Origin of the sequence: Kocuria sp. APC 4018 (assembly GCF_030407675.1) — a bacterium.
Taxonomy (GTDB): Bacteria; Actinomycetota; Actinomycetes; order Actinomycetales; family Micrococcaceae; genus Kocuria; species Kocuria rhizophila.
The window spans coordinates 23,230-39,985 of sequence record NZ_JASDCY010000021.1 but is presented as its reverse complement, the minus strand read 5'-3'; the positions used below and the strand labels follow the sequence as shown (position 1 = coordinate 39,985).

Annotated in this window: 13 protein-coding genes; 6 read left to right on the top strand and 7 right to left on the bottom strand. The window is 71.7% G+C overall.

The genetic code is table 11. The features are described from left to right. Nucleotides 1-1,060: lytic transglycosylase domain-containing protein (locus QL985_RS05845; protein WP_290147610.1), on the top strand; the 1,060-nt coding region annotated here is incomplete at its 5' end. Between the two features lie 4 nt (nt 1,061-1,064). Further along, nucleotides 1,065-3,011 (top strand): PASTA domain-containing protein, encoded by a 1,947-nt coding sequence (locus tag QL985_RS05840; protein ID WP_144802842.1) that lies wholly within the window; start codon nt 1,065-1,067, stop codon nt 3,009-3,011. Nucleotides 3,012-3,099: 88 nt separating this feature from the next. On the opposite strand, the gene QL985_RS05835 is transcribed toward QL985_RS05840, so the two are convergent. Both QL985_RS05835 and QL985_RS05830 read right to left on the bottom strand, forming a co-directional pair. Then, nucleotides 3,100-4,494, bottom strand: a complete 1,395-nt coding sequence (locus QL985_RS05835) for a class II 3-deoxy-7-phosphoheptulonate synthase (protein WP_144802839.1) — start codon at nt 4,492-4,494, stop codon at nt 3,100-3,102. A 9-nt stretch (nt 4,495-4,503) separates the two neighbouring features. Further along, complete coding sequence (locus QL985_RS05830) at nt 4,504-5,370, bottom strand: lysophospholipid acyltransferase family protein (RefSeq protein ID WP_144802836.1); 867 nt, start codon at nt 5,368-5,370, stop codon at nt 4,504-4,506. Nucleotides 5,371-5,502: 132 nt separating this feature from the next. On the opposite strand from QL985_RS05830, the gene QL985_RS05825 reads away from it, so the two are divergent. The 3 genes from QL985_RS05825 to QL985_RS05815 all read left to right on the top strand — a co-directional run bounded on the left by QL985_RS05825 (nt 5,503) and on the right by QL985_RS05815 (nt 8,637). Beyond that, nucleotides 5,503-6,291, top strand: a complete 789-nt coding sequence (locus tag QL985_RS05825; RefSeq protein WP_144802833.1) for an alpha/beta fold hydrolase — start codon at nt 5,503-5,505, stop codon at nt 6,289-6,291. Continuing rightward, on the top strand, nt 6,288-6,701 hold the full coding sequence (locus QL985_RS05820; RefSeq protein ID WP_144802830.1) for a hypothetical protein: 414 nt from the start codon (nt 6,288-6,290) through the stop codon (nt 6,699-6,701). Before QL985_RS05825 ends, QL985_RS05820 begins: the two co-directional genes overlap by 4 nt. A gap of 127 nt (nt 6,702-6,828) precedes the next feature. Beyond that, nucleotides 6,829-8,637, top strand: coding sequence for a long-chain fatty acid--CoA ligase (locus QL985_RS05815; protein WP_144802826.1), 1,809 nt, complete (start codon nt 6,829-6,831; stop codon nt 8,635-8,637). Nucleotides 8,638-8,697: 60 nt separating this feature from the next. Here QL985_RS05815 and QL985_RS05810 read toward each other — a convergent pair whose 3' ends face one another. Both QL985_RS05810 and QL985_RS05805 read right to left on the bottom strand, forming a co-directional pair. Further along, nucleotides 8,698-10,122: a mycothione reductase gene (locus QL985_RS05810; protein ID WP_070636578.1), complete on the bottom strand. Its 1,425-nt coding sequence runs from the start codon at nt 10,120-10,122 to the stop codon at nt 8,698-8,700. A 90-nt stretch (nt 10,123-10,212) separates the two neighbouring features. Next, entirely contained in the window at nt 10,213-13,662 is a 3,450-nt protein-coding gene (locus QL985_RS05805; protein ID WP_121242038.1) for a pyruvate carboxylase, read from the bottom strand. A 203-nt stretch (nt 13,663-13,865) separates the two neighbouring features. Between QL985_RS05805 and QL985_RS05800 the strand changes: the two genes are divergently transcribed. After that, nucleotides 13,866-14,702: a ParA family protein gene (locus QL985_RS05800; protein ID WP_121242040.1), complete on the top strand. Its 837-nt coding sequence runs from the start codon at nt 13,866-13,868 to the stop codon at nt 14,700-14,702. Between the two features lie 16 nt (nt 14,703-14,718). Here the strand turns inward: QL985_RS05800 and QL985_RS05795 are convergent, their stop codons facing one another. From QL985_RS05795 to QL985_RS05785, 3 genes are all read right to left on the bottom strand, one after another. After that, nucleotides 14,719-15,264, bottom strand: a complete 546-nt coding sequence (locus QL985_RS05795) for a MerR family transcriptional regulator (RefSeq protein WP_223110124.1) — start codon at nt 15,262-15,264, stop codon at nt 14,719-14,721. Nucleotides 15,265-15,480: 216 nt separating this feature from the next. Continuing rightward, nucleotides 15,481-15,993, bottom strand: a complete 513-nt coding sequence (locus QL985_RS05790) for a bifunctional nuclease family protein (protein ID WP_135010509.1) — start codon at nt 15,991-15,993, stop codon at nt 15,481-15,483. Next, nucleotides 15,990-16,748, bottom strand: coding sequence for a MerR family transcriptional regulator (locus QL985_RS05785; protein WP_135010510.1), 759 nt, complete (start codon nt 16,746-16,748; stop codon nt 15,990-15,992). Before QL985_RS05785 ends, QL985_RS05790 begins: the two co-directional genes overlap by 4 nt. Between the last annotated feature and the right edge of the window lie 8 nt (nt 16,749-16,756).

Below are 16,756 nucleotides of genomic sequence, written 5' to 3'. Positions count from 1 at the left end.
CGCCCTGACGGCACTCCCCGCGCTGGGAACCATGGGGGCGGCCCAGGCCGCGCCCGCCACCCCGCAGACCGTCCAGGTGGCCCAGCAGCACGCGGGACAGGTGACCGTCGCCCCCGGGGACTCCGTGTGGTCCCTGGCCACCCGGCACGGCGTGAGCGTCTCGGAGCTCATGGCCGCCAACGACATCCCGGCGCACGGCATGATCCGCCCCGGCCAGCGGCTGCGCATCCCCGAGACCTCGAACCCCGCGGACGGGGAGGCGGCCCCCGCCCGGGGGAAGAACGCCCCGAAGCCGTCCCCCGCGGGCGGCAGCTCCACGCCCGCACCCGCCCGAACGCACCACAGCGTGGCCGCCGGGGACACCCTCTGGGACCTCGCCCTGCGCTACGAGGTGAGCGTGGGCGACCTCCTGCGGGCCAACTCGCTCTCCCCGAACGACGTGCTGCGCCCCGGACGCACCCTCGTGATCCCCGGGGCCGCCCCCGATGCGGCGCCCGAGCACAGGGCGGACGCGGCGGCGTCGTCCCCCGCGCCCGAGCGCTCCGGGACCACGGCACCGGACGAGGAACCCGCCGTGGGAGACTCCTTCGCGGGCCGCAAGTACCCCCGGGAGGTGGTGGACTCGGCCAACGCGCACCACGAGCAGCTGCGCTCGCGCGCCGTGCCGCCGCCGGCGCAGATCCGGCAGATGGTGGAGGCCACCGCCCGCGACATGGGCGTGGACCCGGCCCTCGCGCTGGCCCACGCGTCCCAGGAGTCGGGGTTCCGCCACGACGTCGTGTCCCCGGCGGACGCCGTGGGCACCATGCAGGTGGTGCCCGCCGCGGGCGACTGGGCCTGCGCCATGATGGGCCGCGACCTGGACCTGCTGGACCCGCAGGACAACATCACCGCGGGCGTGGCCATCATCCGGGCGCTGCAGGACAGGGCCCCGGACAAGGCCACCGGGATCGGCGCCTACTACCAGGGACTGCACGGCGTGACCACGTACGGTATGTATTCCGACACCAAGGCATACGTCAAGGCCGTGAGCGCACAGGAACGGAAATTTGCCCAGTAGCAGCATGAACGACCACCGTGTGGGGGCCCTGCTCGAGAACCGCTACCGCGTTCTCCGGCGGATCGCCCACGGGGGAACGGCGGCCGTCTACGAGGGCCTGGACGAGCGCCTCGACCGCCCCGTGGCCCTGAAGATCATGCACCCGCACTTCGCGGACGACCCCCGCTTCGTCACCCGGGCCGAACGCGAGGCGAAGGCCGCCGCCCGGCTCCACGACCCCCACGTGGTGGCCGTGCTGGACCAGGGGCGCACCGACGACGGCGTGCTGTACCTGGTGCTCGAGTTCGTGGACGGACCCACCCTGCGCGAGGTCGTCGCACGCGAGGCGCCGATGGACCCGCACCGCGCCCTCGAGCTGCTCGTGCCGGTGCTCCGGGGCCTCGCCAGGGCGCACCGCACCGGCCTGGTGCACCGCGACGTCAAGCCCGAGAACGTCCTGCTCACCGCGGACGGGCAGGTGAAGGTCGCGGACTTCGGCCTCACGCGCGCCGTGGACGACCACACGACCAGCACCACCGTGCTGGGCACCGTGGGCTACGCCGCGCCCGAGCTGGTGGGCGACGGCCCCGTGGACCAGCGCAGCGACGTGTACGCCGTAGGCATCATGGCCTACGAGATGCTCACGGGCTACCGCCCGTACACGGGCACGGCCCTGCAGGTTGCCACCGCGCACGTGAGCCGGGACGTGCCCGCCCCGAGCGGGATCGCCGCGGGAGTGCCCCCTGCCCTGGACGAGTTGGTGCTGCGGGCCACCTCCCGCGACGCGTCCCGGCGACCCGCGGACGCCGCCGAGCTTCTGGACCTCGCCCTCGCCGTCCGACGCTCCCTGCCCGCTCCCGCGGATCCGCTGTTCCTGGGGGAGGCGGCCACCGAGGTCCTCGCCGGAAGCTCCCACTCCCCCACCGGCCATTCGGAGGAGGCACCCACCGAGGCCGTCGGCGCCGGCACCGCGGACGGCTCCGGGGAGGAGGCCACCGAGGCCATGAGCCCCGGGGTGCAGGACCTGCCCACCGAGGCCATCGGCACCCCCACGCAGGAGGCTCCCACGGAGGCCCTGGGGACGCCGTGGCACGAGGCCCCCACGGAGGCTCTCGGCACGGGGCCGCACGAGGCCCCCACCGAGGTCGTGGGCGCGAACGCCGGGGTGCCCCCGCGAGGCCACGGCACCCCGATCCTGCCCGCCTACGAGGAGGATGCCACGGGCACGGTGGCGCTCACCAAGGTAGGGTCCACGGCGCACCGCGCGCCGCACGAGCCGCGTGTGCGCCTGAACCCCCCGGCCCAGCCGCTGCACGTGGCCCTCGTGCTCGTGGTGTTCGCGCTGCTGCTCACGGTGGCGGCGTTCCTTGGCTGGTGGCTGGGCTCCGCCCCCGGGACGGCCTCCGCCACGGTCCCCCCGGTGGCGGGGCAGGACACCGCGGCGGCCGAGCGCACGCTGAACGCCGCGGGGATCTCCAACGTGGGCGTGAGCACCACCCCGAGCCGCGAGGCGCCCGAGGGCACGGTGATCTCCACCGATCCCGCCGCGTCCGCCACCGTTCGGGGGATCGAGCAGGTCAATCTCCTGGTCTCCTCCGGTCCCGCCCAGGTGGACGTTCCGGCCCTGACCGGGATGTCGGCCGACGACGCCGGGGCGGCCGTGAGCGCCGCGGGTCTCGGTCTCGGCGGGGTCACCCGGGAGTACTCGACGCAGCCGGCGGGCACCGTGCTGTCCCAGTCCCCCGAGGCGGGCAGCCGGGTGGACGAGGGAACGCAGGTGTCCCTCACCGTGGCCACGGACTCACCGCAGGGACCGGTCCCGAACGTGGTGGGCAAGGACGCCGAAACGGCGCGCGCCACGCTGGAGGAGCAGGGCTACACCGTGCAGATCGACTCCCCCGTGGGCTCCCACCTGAACCGCGTGGTGCGCCAGCGCGAGGACGGCGACACCGTGGTGCTCACCGTCCTCTGAGCCCCCGCGCCGCTCCCGACCGGCCGCCGGCACAGGACGCCCACGCGCCCGCGCCGGACGGCCGGGGCCCGGCGCGGGGACACCACCGTCAGTGCTGCGCGGAGAGGTACTCCGCCACCAGGAACGCGATCTCGAGCGACTGCTTGTGGTTGAGCCGCGGATCGCACAGCGTCTCGTAGCGCTCGGCGAAGGAGGACTCGGCCACGGGGTCCGAGCCACCGAGGCACTCGGCAACGTCGTCACCGGTCATCTCCACGTGGATGCCGCCGGGGAACGTGCCGAGCTCTCGGTGCACCTCGAAGAAGCCGCGCACCTCGTCCACCACGTCCTCGAAGTTGCGGGTCTTGTACCCCGACGCCAGGGACACGGTGTTGCCGTGCATGGGATCGGTGACCCACACGGGCTTCGCCCCGGAGTCCTCGACCGCCTTGATGACCGGGGGCAGCTTCTCCCGGATGTTCTTCGCGCCCATGCGGGTGATGAACGTGAGACGGCCGGGCTCGCGGTCGGGGTCGAGCGCGTCGATCAGGCGTAGAGCGTCGTCGCCAGAGGTGCCGGGGCCGAGCTTGACGCCGATCGGGTTGCGCAGCCTCGAGAGCAGGTCCACGTGGGCACCGTCGAGGTCGCGCGTGCGCTCGCCGATCCACAGGAAGTGGCCCGACGTTCCGTACGGCAGGTGCGTGCGGGAGTCGATGCGCGTGAGCGCCCGCTCGTAGTCCAGCAGCAGGGCCTCGTGGCCCGCGAAGAACTCGGTGGTCTTGAGGGCGTCGAAGTCGGAGCCGCACGCGGCCATGAACTTGACGGCGTGGTCGATCTCGCGCGCCATCGACTCGTACCGGGCGTAGGCGGGGTTCGCCGCGAAACCCATGTTCCACGCGTGCACGCGCCGCAGGTCCGCGAAACCGCCCTGGGTGAAGGCGCGAATCAGGTTCAGGGTGGAGGCCGAGGTGTGGTAGCCGCGCAGCATCCGGCGGGGATCGTGGACGCGGGACTCCTCGGTGAAGTCGAAGCCGTTGACCATCTCACCGCGGAACGAGGGCAGGGTGATGCCGTTGCGGGTCTCCTCGTTGGAGGAGCGCGGCTTGGAGAACTGCCCGGCCATCCGGCCCATCTTCACCACGGGCATGGAGGCGCCGTAGGTGAGCACCACCGCCATCTGCAGCAGCGTGCGGACGCGGCCGGAGATCTTGTCCGCGGTCGCTCCCGCGAACGTCTCCGCGCAGTCGCCGCCCTGGAGGAAGAAGGCCTCCCCGTTGGCCACCTGGGCAAGACGTTCCCGGAGGGTGTCCACCTCCCCGGCGAAGACCAGGGGCGGGACCGCGCCCAGCTCCTGGATGGTGGCCGCGAAGTCCGGGTGCTCCGCCCACTGGGGATGCTGCCCGATGCTCCTTCCCCGCCACTCGTCGAGTCCGGGGTAGTCCGCCGCGCTCGGCGAGGGGGTCATCACGGATCGGAGCTGTTCAGGCAGGGTCTCGGAACTCATTCCCCCAGTCTAGGCCGTGGGGCCAGGGGTCCCGTCATCCGCCCCGGAGTCCGTCCCGCCATGCGGACGGCGGCGCAGGGTGTCGTTGAGGTGACCGGCCTGCTGGGACACCGCGTCCGTGACGGAACGGCCCTTGTCCCTGGTGGCCTGGGCCACCTCCTTGGCCTGCGCCAGCAGTGCGGAGGTCTTCCCGTCCGCCATCCGGCGCTTGTGCTCGGTGGCGTAGACGTCCGCGACCTCCTGTCCGGACAGCCGCTGGATGGCGGCCATGATCTCGTCCGTCACTCGCCGCAGCGTGGCGTGGTCCCCCTGCTGTCCCCTCAGGTGGGAGAAGTCCATGGGCTCACCGAAGATCGTGGTGATCCGGACGCGGCGGGGGTCCGGGAAACGGGATCCCAGCGGCTGCATCTTGTCCGTGCCGATCATGGCCACGGGGATCACGGGGGCTCCGGACTCCAGGGCGAGGCGGGCCACTCCCACCTTGCCGCGGTAGAGCCGCCCGTCCGGGGAGCGGGTGCCCTCGGGGTAGATGCCCAGCAGCTTGCCCTCGGCCAGGGCCTGGCCCCCCGCGCTCAGGGACTTGGCGCTGGCCTGACCGCCGCGGCGGTCCATGGGGATCTGGTTGATCGCCTTGAAGAACGCCGCCGTGAGGCGCCCCTTGAGGCCGGGGGTGTTGAAGTACTCGGACTTGGCCAGGAAGAAGACCTGTCGGGGCACGGCCACCGGCATGAAGATGGTGTCCGGCACGGACAGGTGGTTGCTCGCCAGGATCGCGGGGCCGTGGGACGGGACGTGCTCCAAACCGATCACGGTGGGTCGGCAGACCCTGTTGACCACGGGTGCCACCACGTAGTTCCTGAGGAACATGTACACCATGAGCGTGTGCCCTTTCGTCGGCGCGGGTCGCGGGCCCGTTCGGCCCGTTCGGCGGGACGCCCGGTCCAGTGATCCCGGTCGGTCCCGGGCGATTCTCTCATGCGGGGTGGCGGCGGCTGGCACAATGGCGCCATGTCATCGGATCTGCAACGACACGACTCCCTGCACCTGCCCGGCACCTCCTCCGTGGGGGTCCTGGTGCTCCACGGCTTCAGCTCCACGACCGCTTCCGTGGCGGACTGGGCCCGGGCGATCCACACGGCCACCGACGCCGCCGGCGCGGCTCCCGGGGTGAGTGTGCCGCTGCTGCCGGGCCACGGTACCCACTGGCAGGATCTCGCGGCGCAGCCGTGGCAGGCGTGGCGCGACGCCGTGGACGAGCACTACTGGCAGCTGCGGCAGCGGCACGAGCACGTGGTCGTGTGCGGGCTGTCCATGGGCGGGGCCCTCGCCCTGCACACCGCGGCCCGCCGCGAGGTCGCCGGCGTGCTGCTCGTGAACCCCGCGCTGTCCCTGGTGAACAGGGCGGCGCGGTTCAGCCGGGTGCTCGCCACCGCCGTGCCGTCCTACGCGGGGATCGGCAGCGACATCCGCAAGGAGGCCGTCCTAGAGTCGGCGTACGACCGCACGCCGCTGGCCGCGGTGGCGCAGCTCAACGTGCTCATGCACCGCACGGTGCAGATGCTGCCAGCGGTCACCGCCCCGGCGATCGTGTTCCGCTCCGAGGTGGACCACGTAGTCTCGGGTGCCTCCGCGGACCTCGTGGCGCAGGGCACGCGCGGCCCGGTGCGGGTGGTTCCCCTGCCGGACAGCTACCACGTGGCAACCCTGGACCACGACGCGCCGCTGGTGGAACAGACCTCGCGGGACGCCGTGCAGCGCGTGTGCCGCGGTCTGCCGCTTCTGCCGGAGACGGCGTGAGCTCCCGGGACGGATCGGAGGATCCCTTCGAGAGCATCATCCGGTCCAACACGTGGGACGACGTCCCGGAGGACGACGAGGACATGGAACCCTGGGCGGAGGACCTCGAGTGGGTTCCCCGGGAGCAGCCCCCGGAGGACGTCCCCGAAGAGCTGGACGAGGTCGATGAGGACGCCGTCTACGATCCCGATCCCGGCCCGGTGACGGGCGGGGTGTCCCCCGCCATGCTGCGCGCGCTGAGCGTGCTGCTCGCGGTGCTCGTGATCATGCTGGGGCTCACCGTGCTGCCCGGTCCGCTGCCCGGCGTGGTCTGGGGCGCGGGTCTCGCCGGGACCGTGGCCGGGCTGTTCCTCGTGTTCCGTGCCCTGCCGGAGGACTCCCCCGAGGACGACGACGGTGCGGTCCTGTGACACCCGTGTCCCACCGCGGCAGGGCGACACGGTTCGACCCCGCTTGTGTGGACACGTCCATCAACGCGGCGGTGTGAAGGTGAACACACCGTAAACTGAGACTCAATCTCGCCAGGAAGGTACCCCCATGAGACGCGTCAGTGCCCCGGCCATCGTCGATCCCCTGCCCTACCCCGGCATCGCCCATATCCTCGAGGAGCGCGCCCGCACGCAGCCGGATCTGGTGCTCTACACGATCCTCGCCCCGGGGCGGGAGCGGGACGTCACCGCTCGTGAGTTCCGCGCCGAGGTGGTGGCCCTCGCCCGCGGGATGGCCGCCCAGGGCATCCGCCCCGGGGACCGTGTGGGTCTGCTGAGCCGCACCCGCTACGAGTGGACGCTCGTGGACTTCGCCCTGTGGTGGCTCGGTGCCGTCCCCGTGCCGGTCTACGACACCTCCTCCCCGGACCAGATCGCGTGGATCCTCTCGGACTCGCGAGCCACGGCTGTGTTCGTCGAGACGGACGAGCTCGCCGGGCGCGTGCGGGAGGCCCACGGCATCACCCCCTTCCCGGCCGAGCAGCGCATCCGGGTGTTCGACACGGACGACGCGCAGATCTCCCTGGACGCCGTGGTGCGGGCGGGTGCCGGGCGCGAGGACCTCGAGACCCCCTACGACGGTGTGAGCCTGGACGACGCCGCCACGCTCATCTACACCTCCGGAACCACCGGGCCGCCCAAGGGCTGCGAGCTGACCCACCGCAACTTCGTGGCGTGCTCCCAGAACACCATCCCGGTGGCCGGTGAGCTCATGCACGAGGGCGCGCGCACCCTGCTGTTCCTGCCGCTGGCCCACGTGTTCGCGCGGTTCGTGGAGGTCACCTCCCTGGACGCCGGCATCGCCCTGGCCCACACCCCGGACGTCTCCCAGCTCATGGACGACCTCGCCCGGTTCAAGCCCACCTTCATCCTGGCGGTGCCGCGGGTCTTCGAGAAGATCCTGGTGGGGGCCCGTTTCAAGGCCCAGGCGGGCTCACCCGTGAAGAAGCTGATCTTCGAGCGCGCGGTGGCCACGGCCGCCGCATGGTCCAAGGCCTCCCAGCAGGGCCGCGTCTCCCCGTGGCTCGCGGCGCGCCACCGCCTCTACGACAAGCTGGTCTACTCCACCCTGCGCGAGGCCATGGGCGGCGAGGTCCGCTACGCCGTCTCGGGCGGTGCGGCGCTGGGCGAGCACCTGGCCCACTTCTTCAACGGCATCGGCGTGTACGTGGTGGAGGGCTACGGCCTCACCGAGACCACCGCTCCCATCTCCGCGAACGTGCCGAGCATCAACCGGCTGGGCACCGTGGGCCACCCCATGCCCGGCAACGAGGTGGCCATCGCGGAGGACGGCGAGATCCTGGTGCGCGGTGTGAACGTCTTCGAGCGCTACAACGGGCTGCCGGAGAAGACCGCCGAGGCCTTCCGGGACGGCTGGTTCGCCACCGGGGACCTCGGGCACCTGGACGACGAGGGCCTGCTGACCGTCACCGGCCGCAAGAAGGAGATCATCGTCACGGCGAGCGGCAAGAACGTGATTCCCACGATGCTGGAGGATCCCATCCGCGCGACCGCCACGGTGGGGCAGATCATGGTGGTGGGTGAGAACCGCCCGTTCGTGGCTGCCCTGATCACGCTCGACCCCGAGACCCTGGCCAACGTCCTGCCCACCCTCGGGCTGGACCCGGGCCTGAGCATCGCGGAGGCGTCCCGGGAGAAGGCCGTGATCGAGCACGTGCAGCGGATCGTGGACCACGCGAACACCAAGGTCTCGCGCGCTGAGGGCATCAAGGCCTTCCGGATCCTGGACCGCGACCTCACCGTGGAGGACGGCTACCTCACGCCGTCCCTCAAGCTCAAGCGGGCCGTGGTCGCCGAGGACTTCGCGGACGTCATCGACGACATCTACGCAAAGTAGCCCCCGCGACCGCGACGCCGCCCGCACCCTTGAGCCCCGTGGCGCGGGCGGCGTCGTCGTTCAGTCCGCGCGCTGGCCCGGGACGTCCAGCCCGAGCAGCGCGTTCTCCACGACCTCGGCGAGAGCGGGGTGGATCCAGTACTGTCCGCGCGCCATCTCGTGGACGCGCAGCCCGAAGGCCATGCCCTGCACGAGCGGCTGGATCAGGTTGGACGCCTCCCGGCCGATCAGGTGCGCCCCGAGCAGCTCCCCGGTGCCGGAGTCCGCGATGAGCTTGCAGAGACCCACGTGGTCCTCCATGGCCCACCCGTACGCCACGTCGCCGAAGTCCTGCACCTTGACGGTGATTTCATGGCCCGTGCGCTCCGCCCAGGCCCGCGCGGCACGTTCGGTCATGCCCACGGACGCGATCTGCGGCTCCGTGAAGACCGCGGCGGGCACGAAGCGGTGGTCGGTGCTGCGCTGGTCGTCCGGGTGGACCACGTTGTGGGAGACCACCCTGGCCTCGGCGTTTGCCACGTGCTTGAGCTGGTGCGGGGAAGACACGTCGCCGAGTGCCCAGAGGCCTTCGACCGGCTGCCCGCCCGAGAGCACCCGCTGTTGCTCGTCCACGGCGAGCAGCCCGCGCTCGGTGACGTCAAGGTGGGCGGCTCCGGGGTTCAGGGTGTCCGCGTTGGGGATGCGCCCGGTGGCGAGCAACACCACGTCCGCGGTGCGCTCCCACTGTTTCCCGGAGCCGTCGCTCGCGTCCGCCGAGACCGTGAGCCGGCCGTCCTCCGAGGTCCGGATGCCCGTGAGGCTCCACCCCAGTTGGAGGTCCCAGTGCGCGGCGGCCTCACGGGTGAAGCGCTCGGCGATCGTGTCGTCGTGGGCGCGCAGCAGGCGCTGCGAGCGGTTGAGCTGCGTGACCGACGCGCCGAGGCCCTGGAACACGTGGCAGAACTCGGCGGCGATGTAGCCGCCGCCCACCACCACCACGTCCCGCGGCAGCTCCGGTATGCGCATCACCGTGTCCGACGTGTGCACCCCCGGCAGATCCGTGCCGGGCACGTCCGGGACGTGCACGCGGGAGCCGTTGGCCAGCACGATCCGGGGTGCGGTGATCCGCTCCCCCGAGTCCGTCTCCAGCACGCGGGGCTCCACGAAGTGCACGTACTCCTGGATGACCGTGACGTTCTCCAGCGAACGCCGGTAGTCCAGCCCGCCCTCGGAGATCGCGTCGATGCGACCGAAGATCCGGTCCCGCATCCCCGGCCAGTCCACGCCGTCGACCGTGGCGTCCAGCCCGAGCCGCCCGGCGTCCCGTGCCTGGTCCGCCACGGTGGCGGGATACACGTACATCTTGGTGGGGATGCAGCCGACGTTGAGACACGTGCCCCCGAAGCGGCCGGGTTCCACGATGGCCACGTCCAGGTCCCGGTACTCGTCCGTGAGCAGCGAGTTGCCCGAGCCGGAGCCGACGATGATCAGGTCGAAAGATCGCATGGGCCCCATGCTAGGACGCCACCCCGCACACGGGGTGCGGGGTGGCGTCCGTTCAGCCCACGGCGTGGCCGCCGTGGGAATCCCTGCGGATCACTGGGGGTCGATCACCAGGACCAGGTCCCCGCCGCTCACGTGCGCGGTGTCGGCGAGCGCCACGCGGGAGACCGTTCCGCCCACGGGAGCCGTAATGGAGGCCTCCATCTTCATGGCCTCGATCGTGGCCACCGAGTCCCCGGCGGAGACGGTGTCGCCCTCCGAGACGGTGACCGTGACCGCGCCGGCGAACGGCGCCGCCACGTGGCCCGGCTGGGACGTGTCCGCCTTCTCGGTCTCCACGGCCTGCGACTTCACGGACTCGTCGCGGATCTCCAGCAGGCGCAGCTGGCCGTTGAGGGTCACCATCACGGTGCGCATGCCCTTCTCGTCCGGCTCGGAGATGGCCTGCAGGGTCACCAGCAGGCGCACACCCTTGCCCAGCGAGATCACGTGCTCGTGGTCCTGGTCCAGACCGTAGAGGAAGTCGCGCGTGTGCAGCACGGAGACGTCACCGTACTTGGTGCGGGAGGACTCGAAGTCCTTCGTGGGCCCCGGGAACAGCAGGCGGTTGAGCGTGGCACGGCGCACCGCACCGGGCTGCTCGAGCGCCTCGCGGTCCTCCGCCGAGAGCTCCTCGTCCGCGAGGTTCACGGTGCGTCCCTCGAGGGCCTTGGTGCGGAACGGCTCGGGCCAGCCCGCGGGCGGGGTCCCCAGCTCCCCGGCCAGGAAGTTGATCACCGAGGCCGGGATGTCGAACTTGCGGGGGTCCGCCTCGAACTCCGCGGGGTCCACGTCCATGCCCACGAGCTGCAGGGCGAGGTCCCCCACCACCTTGGAGGACGGGGTGACCTTGACCAGGTGCCCGAGCATCTTGTCCGCGGCGTAGTACATGTCCTCGATGGCCTCGAACTTCTCGCCCAGGCCCAGTGCGATCGCCTGCTGCCGCAGGTTGGAGAGCTGACCGCCCGGGATCTCGTGGCGGTACACGCGGCCCGTGGGGCTTGTGAGCCCGGACTCGAAGGGCTTGTAGATCGAGCGCACGACCTCCCAGTAGGGCTCCATGTCGCTCACGACGTCCAGGCCCAGGTTGGTGTCGCGCTCGGTGTTCTCCAGCGCCGCCACGAGCGCGGAGCCGGAGACCTGGGACGTGGTCCCGGCCATCGACGCCGCCGCGGCGTCGACCGCGTCCACGCCCGCCTCGGACGCGGCGAGCAGGGTGGCCAGCTGACCGCCCGCGGTGTCGTGGGTGTGCAGGTGCAGCGGGAGGTCGAAGCGCTCGCGCAGCGCCGTGACGAGCCGGCGTGCCGCCTCGGGGCGCAGCAGACCCGCCATGTCCTTGATTGCGAGCACGTGGGCCCCGGCGTCCACGCACTGCTGCGCGAGATCCAGGTAGTAGTCCAGCGTGTAGACGGTCTCGTCCGGGTCCAGCATGTTGCCCGTGTAGCACAGGGCCACCTCGGCCACCGCGGTCCCGGTGGCGCGCACGGCCTCGATCGCGGGGCGCATCTGCTCCACGTCGTTCAGCGCGTCGAAGATGCGGAAGATGTCCACACCCGTCTCCGCGGCCTCCGCGACGAACGCGTTGGTCACCTCCACGGGGTACGGCGTGTAGCCCACGGTGTTGCGCCCGCGCAGCAGCATCTGGATGGGGATGTTGGGCATGGCCTCGCGCAGCAGCCGCAGCCGCTCCCAGGGGTCCTCCCCCAGGAAGCGCAGCGCGACGTCGTACGTGGCGCCGCCCCAGGCCTCGACCGAGAGCAGACCCGGCAGCAGGTGGGCGTAGGCCGGGGCCGCCGCGAGCAGGTCGCGGGTGCGCACCCGCGTGGCCAGCAGCGACTGGTGGGCGTCGCGGAAGGTCGTGGAGGTCACCGCGAGCGGCTCGTACTCACGCAGGGCGCGGGCGAAACCCTCGGGGCCCTTCTCCTGCAGCACCTGGCGCCAGCCCGAGGGGACCTCGTGCTTCGAGGGCCCGTCGAAGGGGCTGCGGTAGGGCTCGTCCCTCTTGTCACCCGGGTAGTGCGGCAACTTGTCGCGCGGGTCGATGCCGTCCACGCGCTCACCGTTGGGCTTGTTCACCGTGATCTCGGCCAGGTAGTTCAGGGCGCGAGTACCACGGTCCGCCGAGCCCTTGCCCTTGAGCAGGTCCGGGTGGTTCTCGATGAAGTCCGTGGCCACGTCGCCGACCAGGAAGTCCGGGTTGTGCAGCACCGACTGCAGGAACTGGATGTTGGTGGCGATCCCGCGGATGCGGAACTCCGCCAGCGCTCGCCGGGCGCGCAGCACGGCGGTCTCGTAGTCGCGGCCACGGCACGTGAGCTTCACCAGCATCGAGTCGAAGTGCGGAGAAATCTCGGCACCCGCGTACAGCGTGCCGCCGTCCAGGCGCACGCCGGCGCCGCCCGCGGAGCGGTAGGCGGAGACCTTGCCCACGTCCGGCCGGAAGTCGTTCGCGGGGTCCTCGGTGGTGATGCGGCACTGCAGCGCCGCGCCGCGCACCCGCAGGCCGTCCTGGCTGATGCCCAGGTCCTCGAGCGTCTCCCCCGCGGCGATCCGCAGCTGGGACTGCACGAGGTCCACGTCCGTGATCTCCTCGGTGACGGTGTGCTCCACCTGGATGCGCGGGTTCATCTCGATGAACACGTGCTGGCCCGCGCGCTCACCGGCGGTGTCCACGAGGAACTCGACGGTCCCGGCGTTCACGTAGCCCAGCTCCTTGGCGAACTTCACGGCGTCGCGGTGCAGGGCGTCCCGGATCTCGGGTTCCAGCTGCGGGGCCGGGGCGATCTCGATAACCTTCTGGTGGCGCCGCTGCAGGGAGCAGTCGCGCTCGAACAGGTGCACGATGTTGCCCTCGTTGTCCGCGAGGATCTGGACCTCGATGTGCCGGGGGCGCAGCACGGCCTGCTCGATGAACACCGTGGGATCGCCGAAGGCGGTGTCCGCCTCGCGCATCGCCGCGTCCAGGGCGCCGGGCAGCTGCTCGGGGCTCTCCACGCGGCGCATGCCGCGCCCGCCGCCGCCGGCCACGGCCTTGACGAACACGGGGTAGCCGATCTTCTCGGCGGCCGCGATCAGCGCGTCCTTGTCCGATGAGGGCTCCGAGGAGTCCAGGGTGGGGATCCCGGCACGCCGAGCGGCGCGCAGCGCCTCCACCTTGTTCCCGGCGAGCTCCAGGATCTCGGCGCGCGGACCCACGAACGTGATGCCCTCCGCCGCCGCGGCCCGGGCCAGCTCGGGGTTCTCGGAGAGGAACCCGTAGCCCGGGTAGATGGCATCCGCCCCGGATTCCTTGGCCACGCGCACGATCTCCGCCACGTCCAGGTACGCCCGAACCGGGTGGCCCTCCTCACCGATGTTGTAGGCCTCGTCGGCCTTCTGCCGGTGGATGGAGTTGCGGTCCTCGTGGGGGAACACCGCCACGGTCCCTGCGCCGAGCTCGTACGCCGCGCGGAAGGCGCGGATGGCGATCTCGCCACGGTTGGCCACCAAGATCTTGGAAAACATGAGGTCCGTTTCCGTGCACGTCCGCAAGGGCGCGCGCACTGGGTGAGGAGTTGATACCGGCTCTCAGCTTACGTGAGCCAGACCTCACGGGAGCGTGATCCGGTGATCGTGTCACGGCACGTCTGTCCTGTCCCCCGAAGGGCACCCATTAGCATGTAACGGGGCGGCGGACAGCCCCCCTTTGGGTTACAGAAGGGTCATCCGTGCAGATCGTCAGCATCAGCAGCCTCAAAGGCGGCGTGGGCAAGTCCTCCGTGGTCCTGGGGCTGGCATCCGCCGCGTTGGACGCCAGGATCCCCACGCTGGTCGTGGACCTCGACCCCCACGGGGACGCCTCCACGGCACTGGGTGTGCACGCGCGCGCGGGCCACGAGGTGGGCACCGTGCTCCGCCGGCCCCGCAAGGGCGCTCTCGCCTCGGTGGCCGAGGCCTCGCCCTGGACCACGCACCCCATCACCCCGGACACCTCCACGGCCGGCCCCCGCGCCTGGGCGCCGGATGCCGCCCGCACCACGCGCGTTCCCGTGCTCGACGTCGCCCCGGGATCTGCGGCGTCGTCGCACCTGGACCACGCGGCGTACCGGCCGAAGGACCTGAAACGGCTGGAGACCGCTCTGCGTGGGCTGGACCGCTACGAACTCGTGCTCGTCGACTGCCCGCCCACCCTCAGCGCGCTCACCCGTATGGCGTGGGCGGCCTCCCACAAGGTCCTCTCGGTGGCCGAGCCGTCGCTGTTCTCCGTGGCCGGGACGAAACGCACCATGAGCGCCCTGGCGCAGTTCGAGTCCTCCCGCATCTGGGCCGTGCCCGAGGCAGGGGTCGTGATCAACAGGGTGCGCAACGCCTCCCAGGAGCAGCAGCACCGGCTGCGGGAACTCCGGGACCTGTTCGGGCCGCTCGTGGTGGACCCCGTGCTGCCCGACCTCCCGGTGGTGCAGCAGGCTCAGGGGGCGGCGTGGCCCGTGCACCGCTGGCCGGGTGCGGAAGCGGCCGAGATCGCCGGACGCTTCACCGCCGTGCTGGAGGGGCTCACGCGCTGAGGCGATGCCCTCCCGGTCAGCCGGCGTTCTTCGTGCGACGCCGTGCGCGACGCGCGGAGAGCTCGTCCTCGGGGAACGGCCCCGCGGCCTCCGCGGCACCCTCCAGGGAGGCATGCTCTGCGGGCATGGAGGCCAGGGTGGCCTCCACCTCGCGCCACACGCGGCCCACGGCGATGCCGAACACACCCTGCCCGCCCTGGACGAGGTCGATGACCTCGTGGGGGGAGGTGCACTCGTAGACACTCGCGCCGTCTGACATCAGGGTCAGCCGGGTGAGGTCCTCGATGCCCCTGAGACGCAGGGCGCCCACGGCGGAGCGGATCTGCTGCAGGGAGACGCCGGTGTCGAGCAGCCGCTTGACCACCTTGAGGACGAGGATGTCCCGGAAGCTGTAGAGACGCTGCGAGCCGGATCCCTTGGCGCCGCGCACCGTGGGCTCCACGAGGCTGGTGCGCGCCCAGTAGTCGAGCTGCCGGTAGCTGATGCCGGCGGCCTTGCACGCGGTGGGTCCGCGGAAGCCCACGGTCTCGTCGAGCGCGGTGAGGTCGTCCGAGAACAGCATCTCCTGCGTTCCCCCGGCCAGGGAGGATGCGCGCAGCTGCGCCGCGTCCAGCGGCAACTCAGGATTGCTCAAGCGTCCTCCTCGTGCGTGGGGCGGGCAGGGGACGGCCCACCATGCTCCCCTGACGGTAAACCCCCGGCTGGAACGGGTCAAAGACATCCGGTGCGGTTCAGGTCGTGTCGCCGTGGGTGGCGCACCCCGTGTGCACCGGGGCGGTCAGGACTGGAAGTCGTCCGGGTCCACGTGGTCCAGGAAGTCGCGGAACTCCCTCACCTGGGCCTCCGCTCCCCCTGGCGACTCCACCGCCTGCTCCCGCAGCTCGCCGTCCGGGCTGAGCACCAGCCCCGCCTCGTCCAGCACGGCCGAGGAGCACAGGATGGGGCACCCGGTGCGCGCCGCGAGGGCGAGCGCGTCCGAGGCCCTGGCATCCACCACGGTGGCGTCGTCGAAGGAGATGGCCGCGTGGAACACCGTGTCCTCCACGGTGTGCACCACCACTCGGGTGATGCTGCGGCCCAGCTCCCGCACCACCGCCAGCAGCAGGTCGTGGGTCAGCGGGCGAGGGGGCTCGATCCCCTGCAGGGCGAACACGATCGACGTGGCCTCGTTGGTGCCCAGCCAGATGGGCAGACGACGGGGCCCGTCCAGTTCACGCAGCACCACCACGGGCTGGCCCGTGGGGACGTCCATGCGCACCCCCGCGATCTCCATGCGGACGTCCGCGCTCACGTGTCGCTCCCGGAGGAGTCCGGGGTGTGGAAGGAACGCACCGTGTCGTCCACCTGGGTGGTGACCACCGCGGACATCACGGACAGGCACAAGGCCGCGATCTCACGGGCGCGCAGCACGGCCCTGCGCCGGGTCTCCGGATCGCGTCGCGTGCGCAGCGGCGCCACGCTGCCGTCCACCAGTGCCACGACCCGCTCGGAGGCACCCCGCAGCACGCGCAGGTGCCGGGGCTCGATGCCGTAGCCGCGGAGCTTCCCGGCGGCCACCGCCACGGCCAGGGCGTGCTCGTCGTAGGCGCCGGAGCGCTCCACGATCAGCCCGTGGGTCAGCAGCTCGCGCAGCAGCGGGACCTCCGTTCCGGATCTCGCGGCGAGCTCGCGCAACGAGTACCGGGCCGAGCTCGGGCGAGGCGGGTCTCCGGCGTCGGCGGCCCCTGGCTCCGCGGCGTCCACCGACACCCGAGGACGCTGCCGTTCGGCACCGGCGGCGGGGTCCTCCCCGCGGTCCAGGCGTTCCCTGATGACCCGCAGCGGAAGATACCTCTCCTGCTGCAGACTGAGCACCGTGGTGAGACGCTCCACATCCTGCTCCGAGTACTTGCGGTATCCGGACGCGGTGCGGTGCGGGTGCACAAGACCCTGGTCCTCCAGGAAACGCACTTTCGACGCGGTCAGATCCGGGAAGCGCGGCTGCAGCTGACGCAGCAGTGCGCCGATGCCGACACGGGCGGTCTGCGGGAGTCCGGTCTCAGGCATGGAGGGTG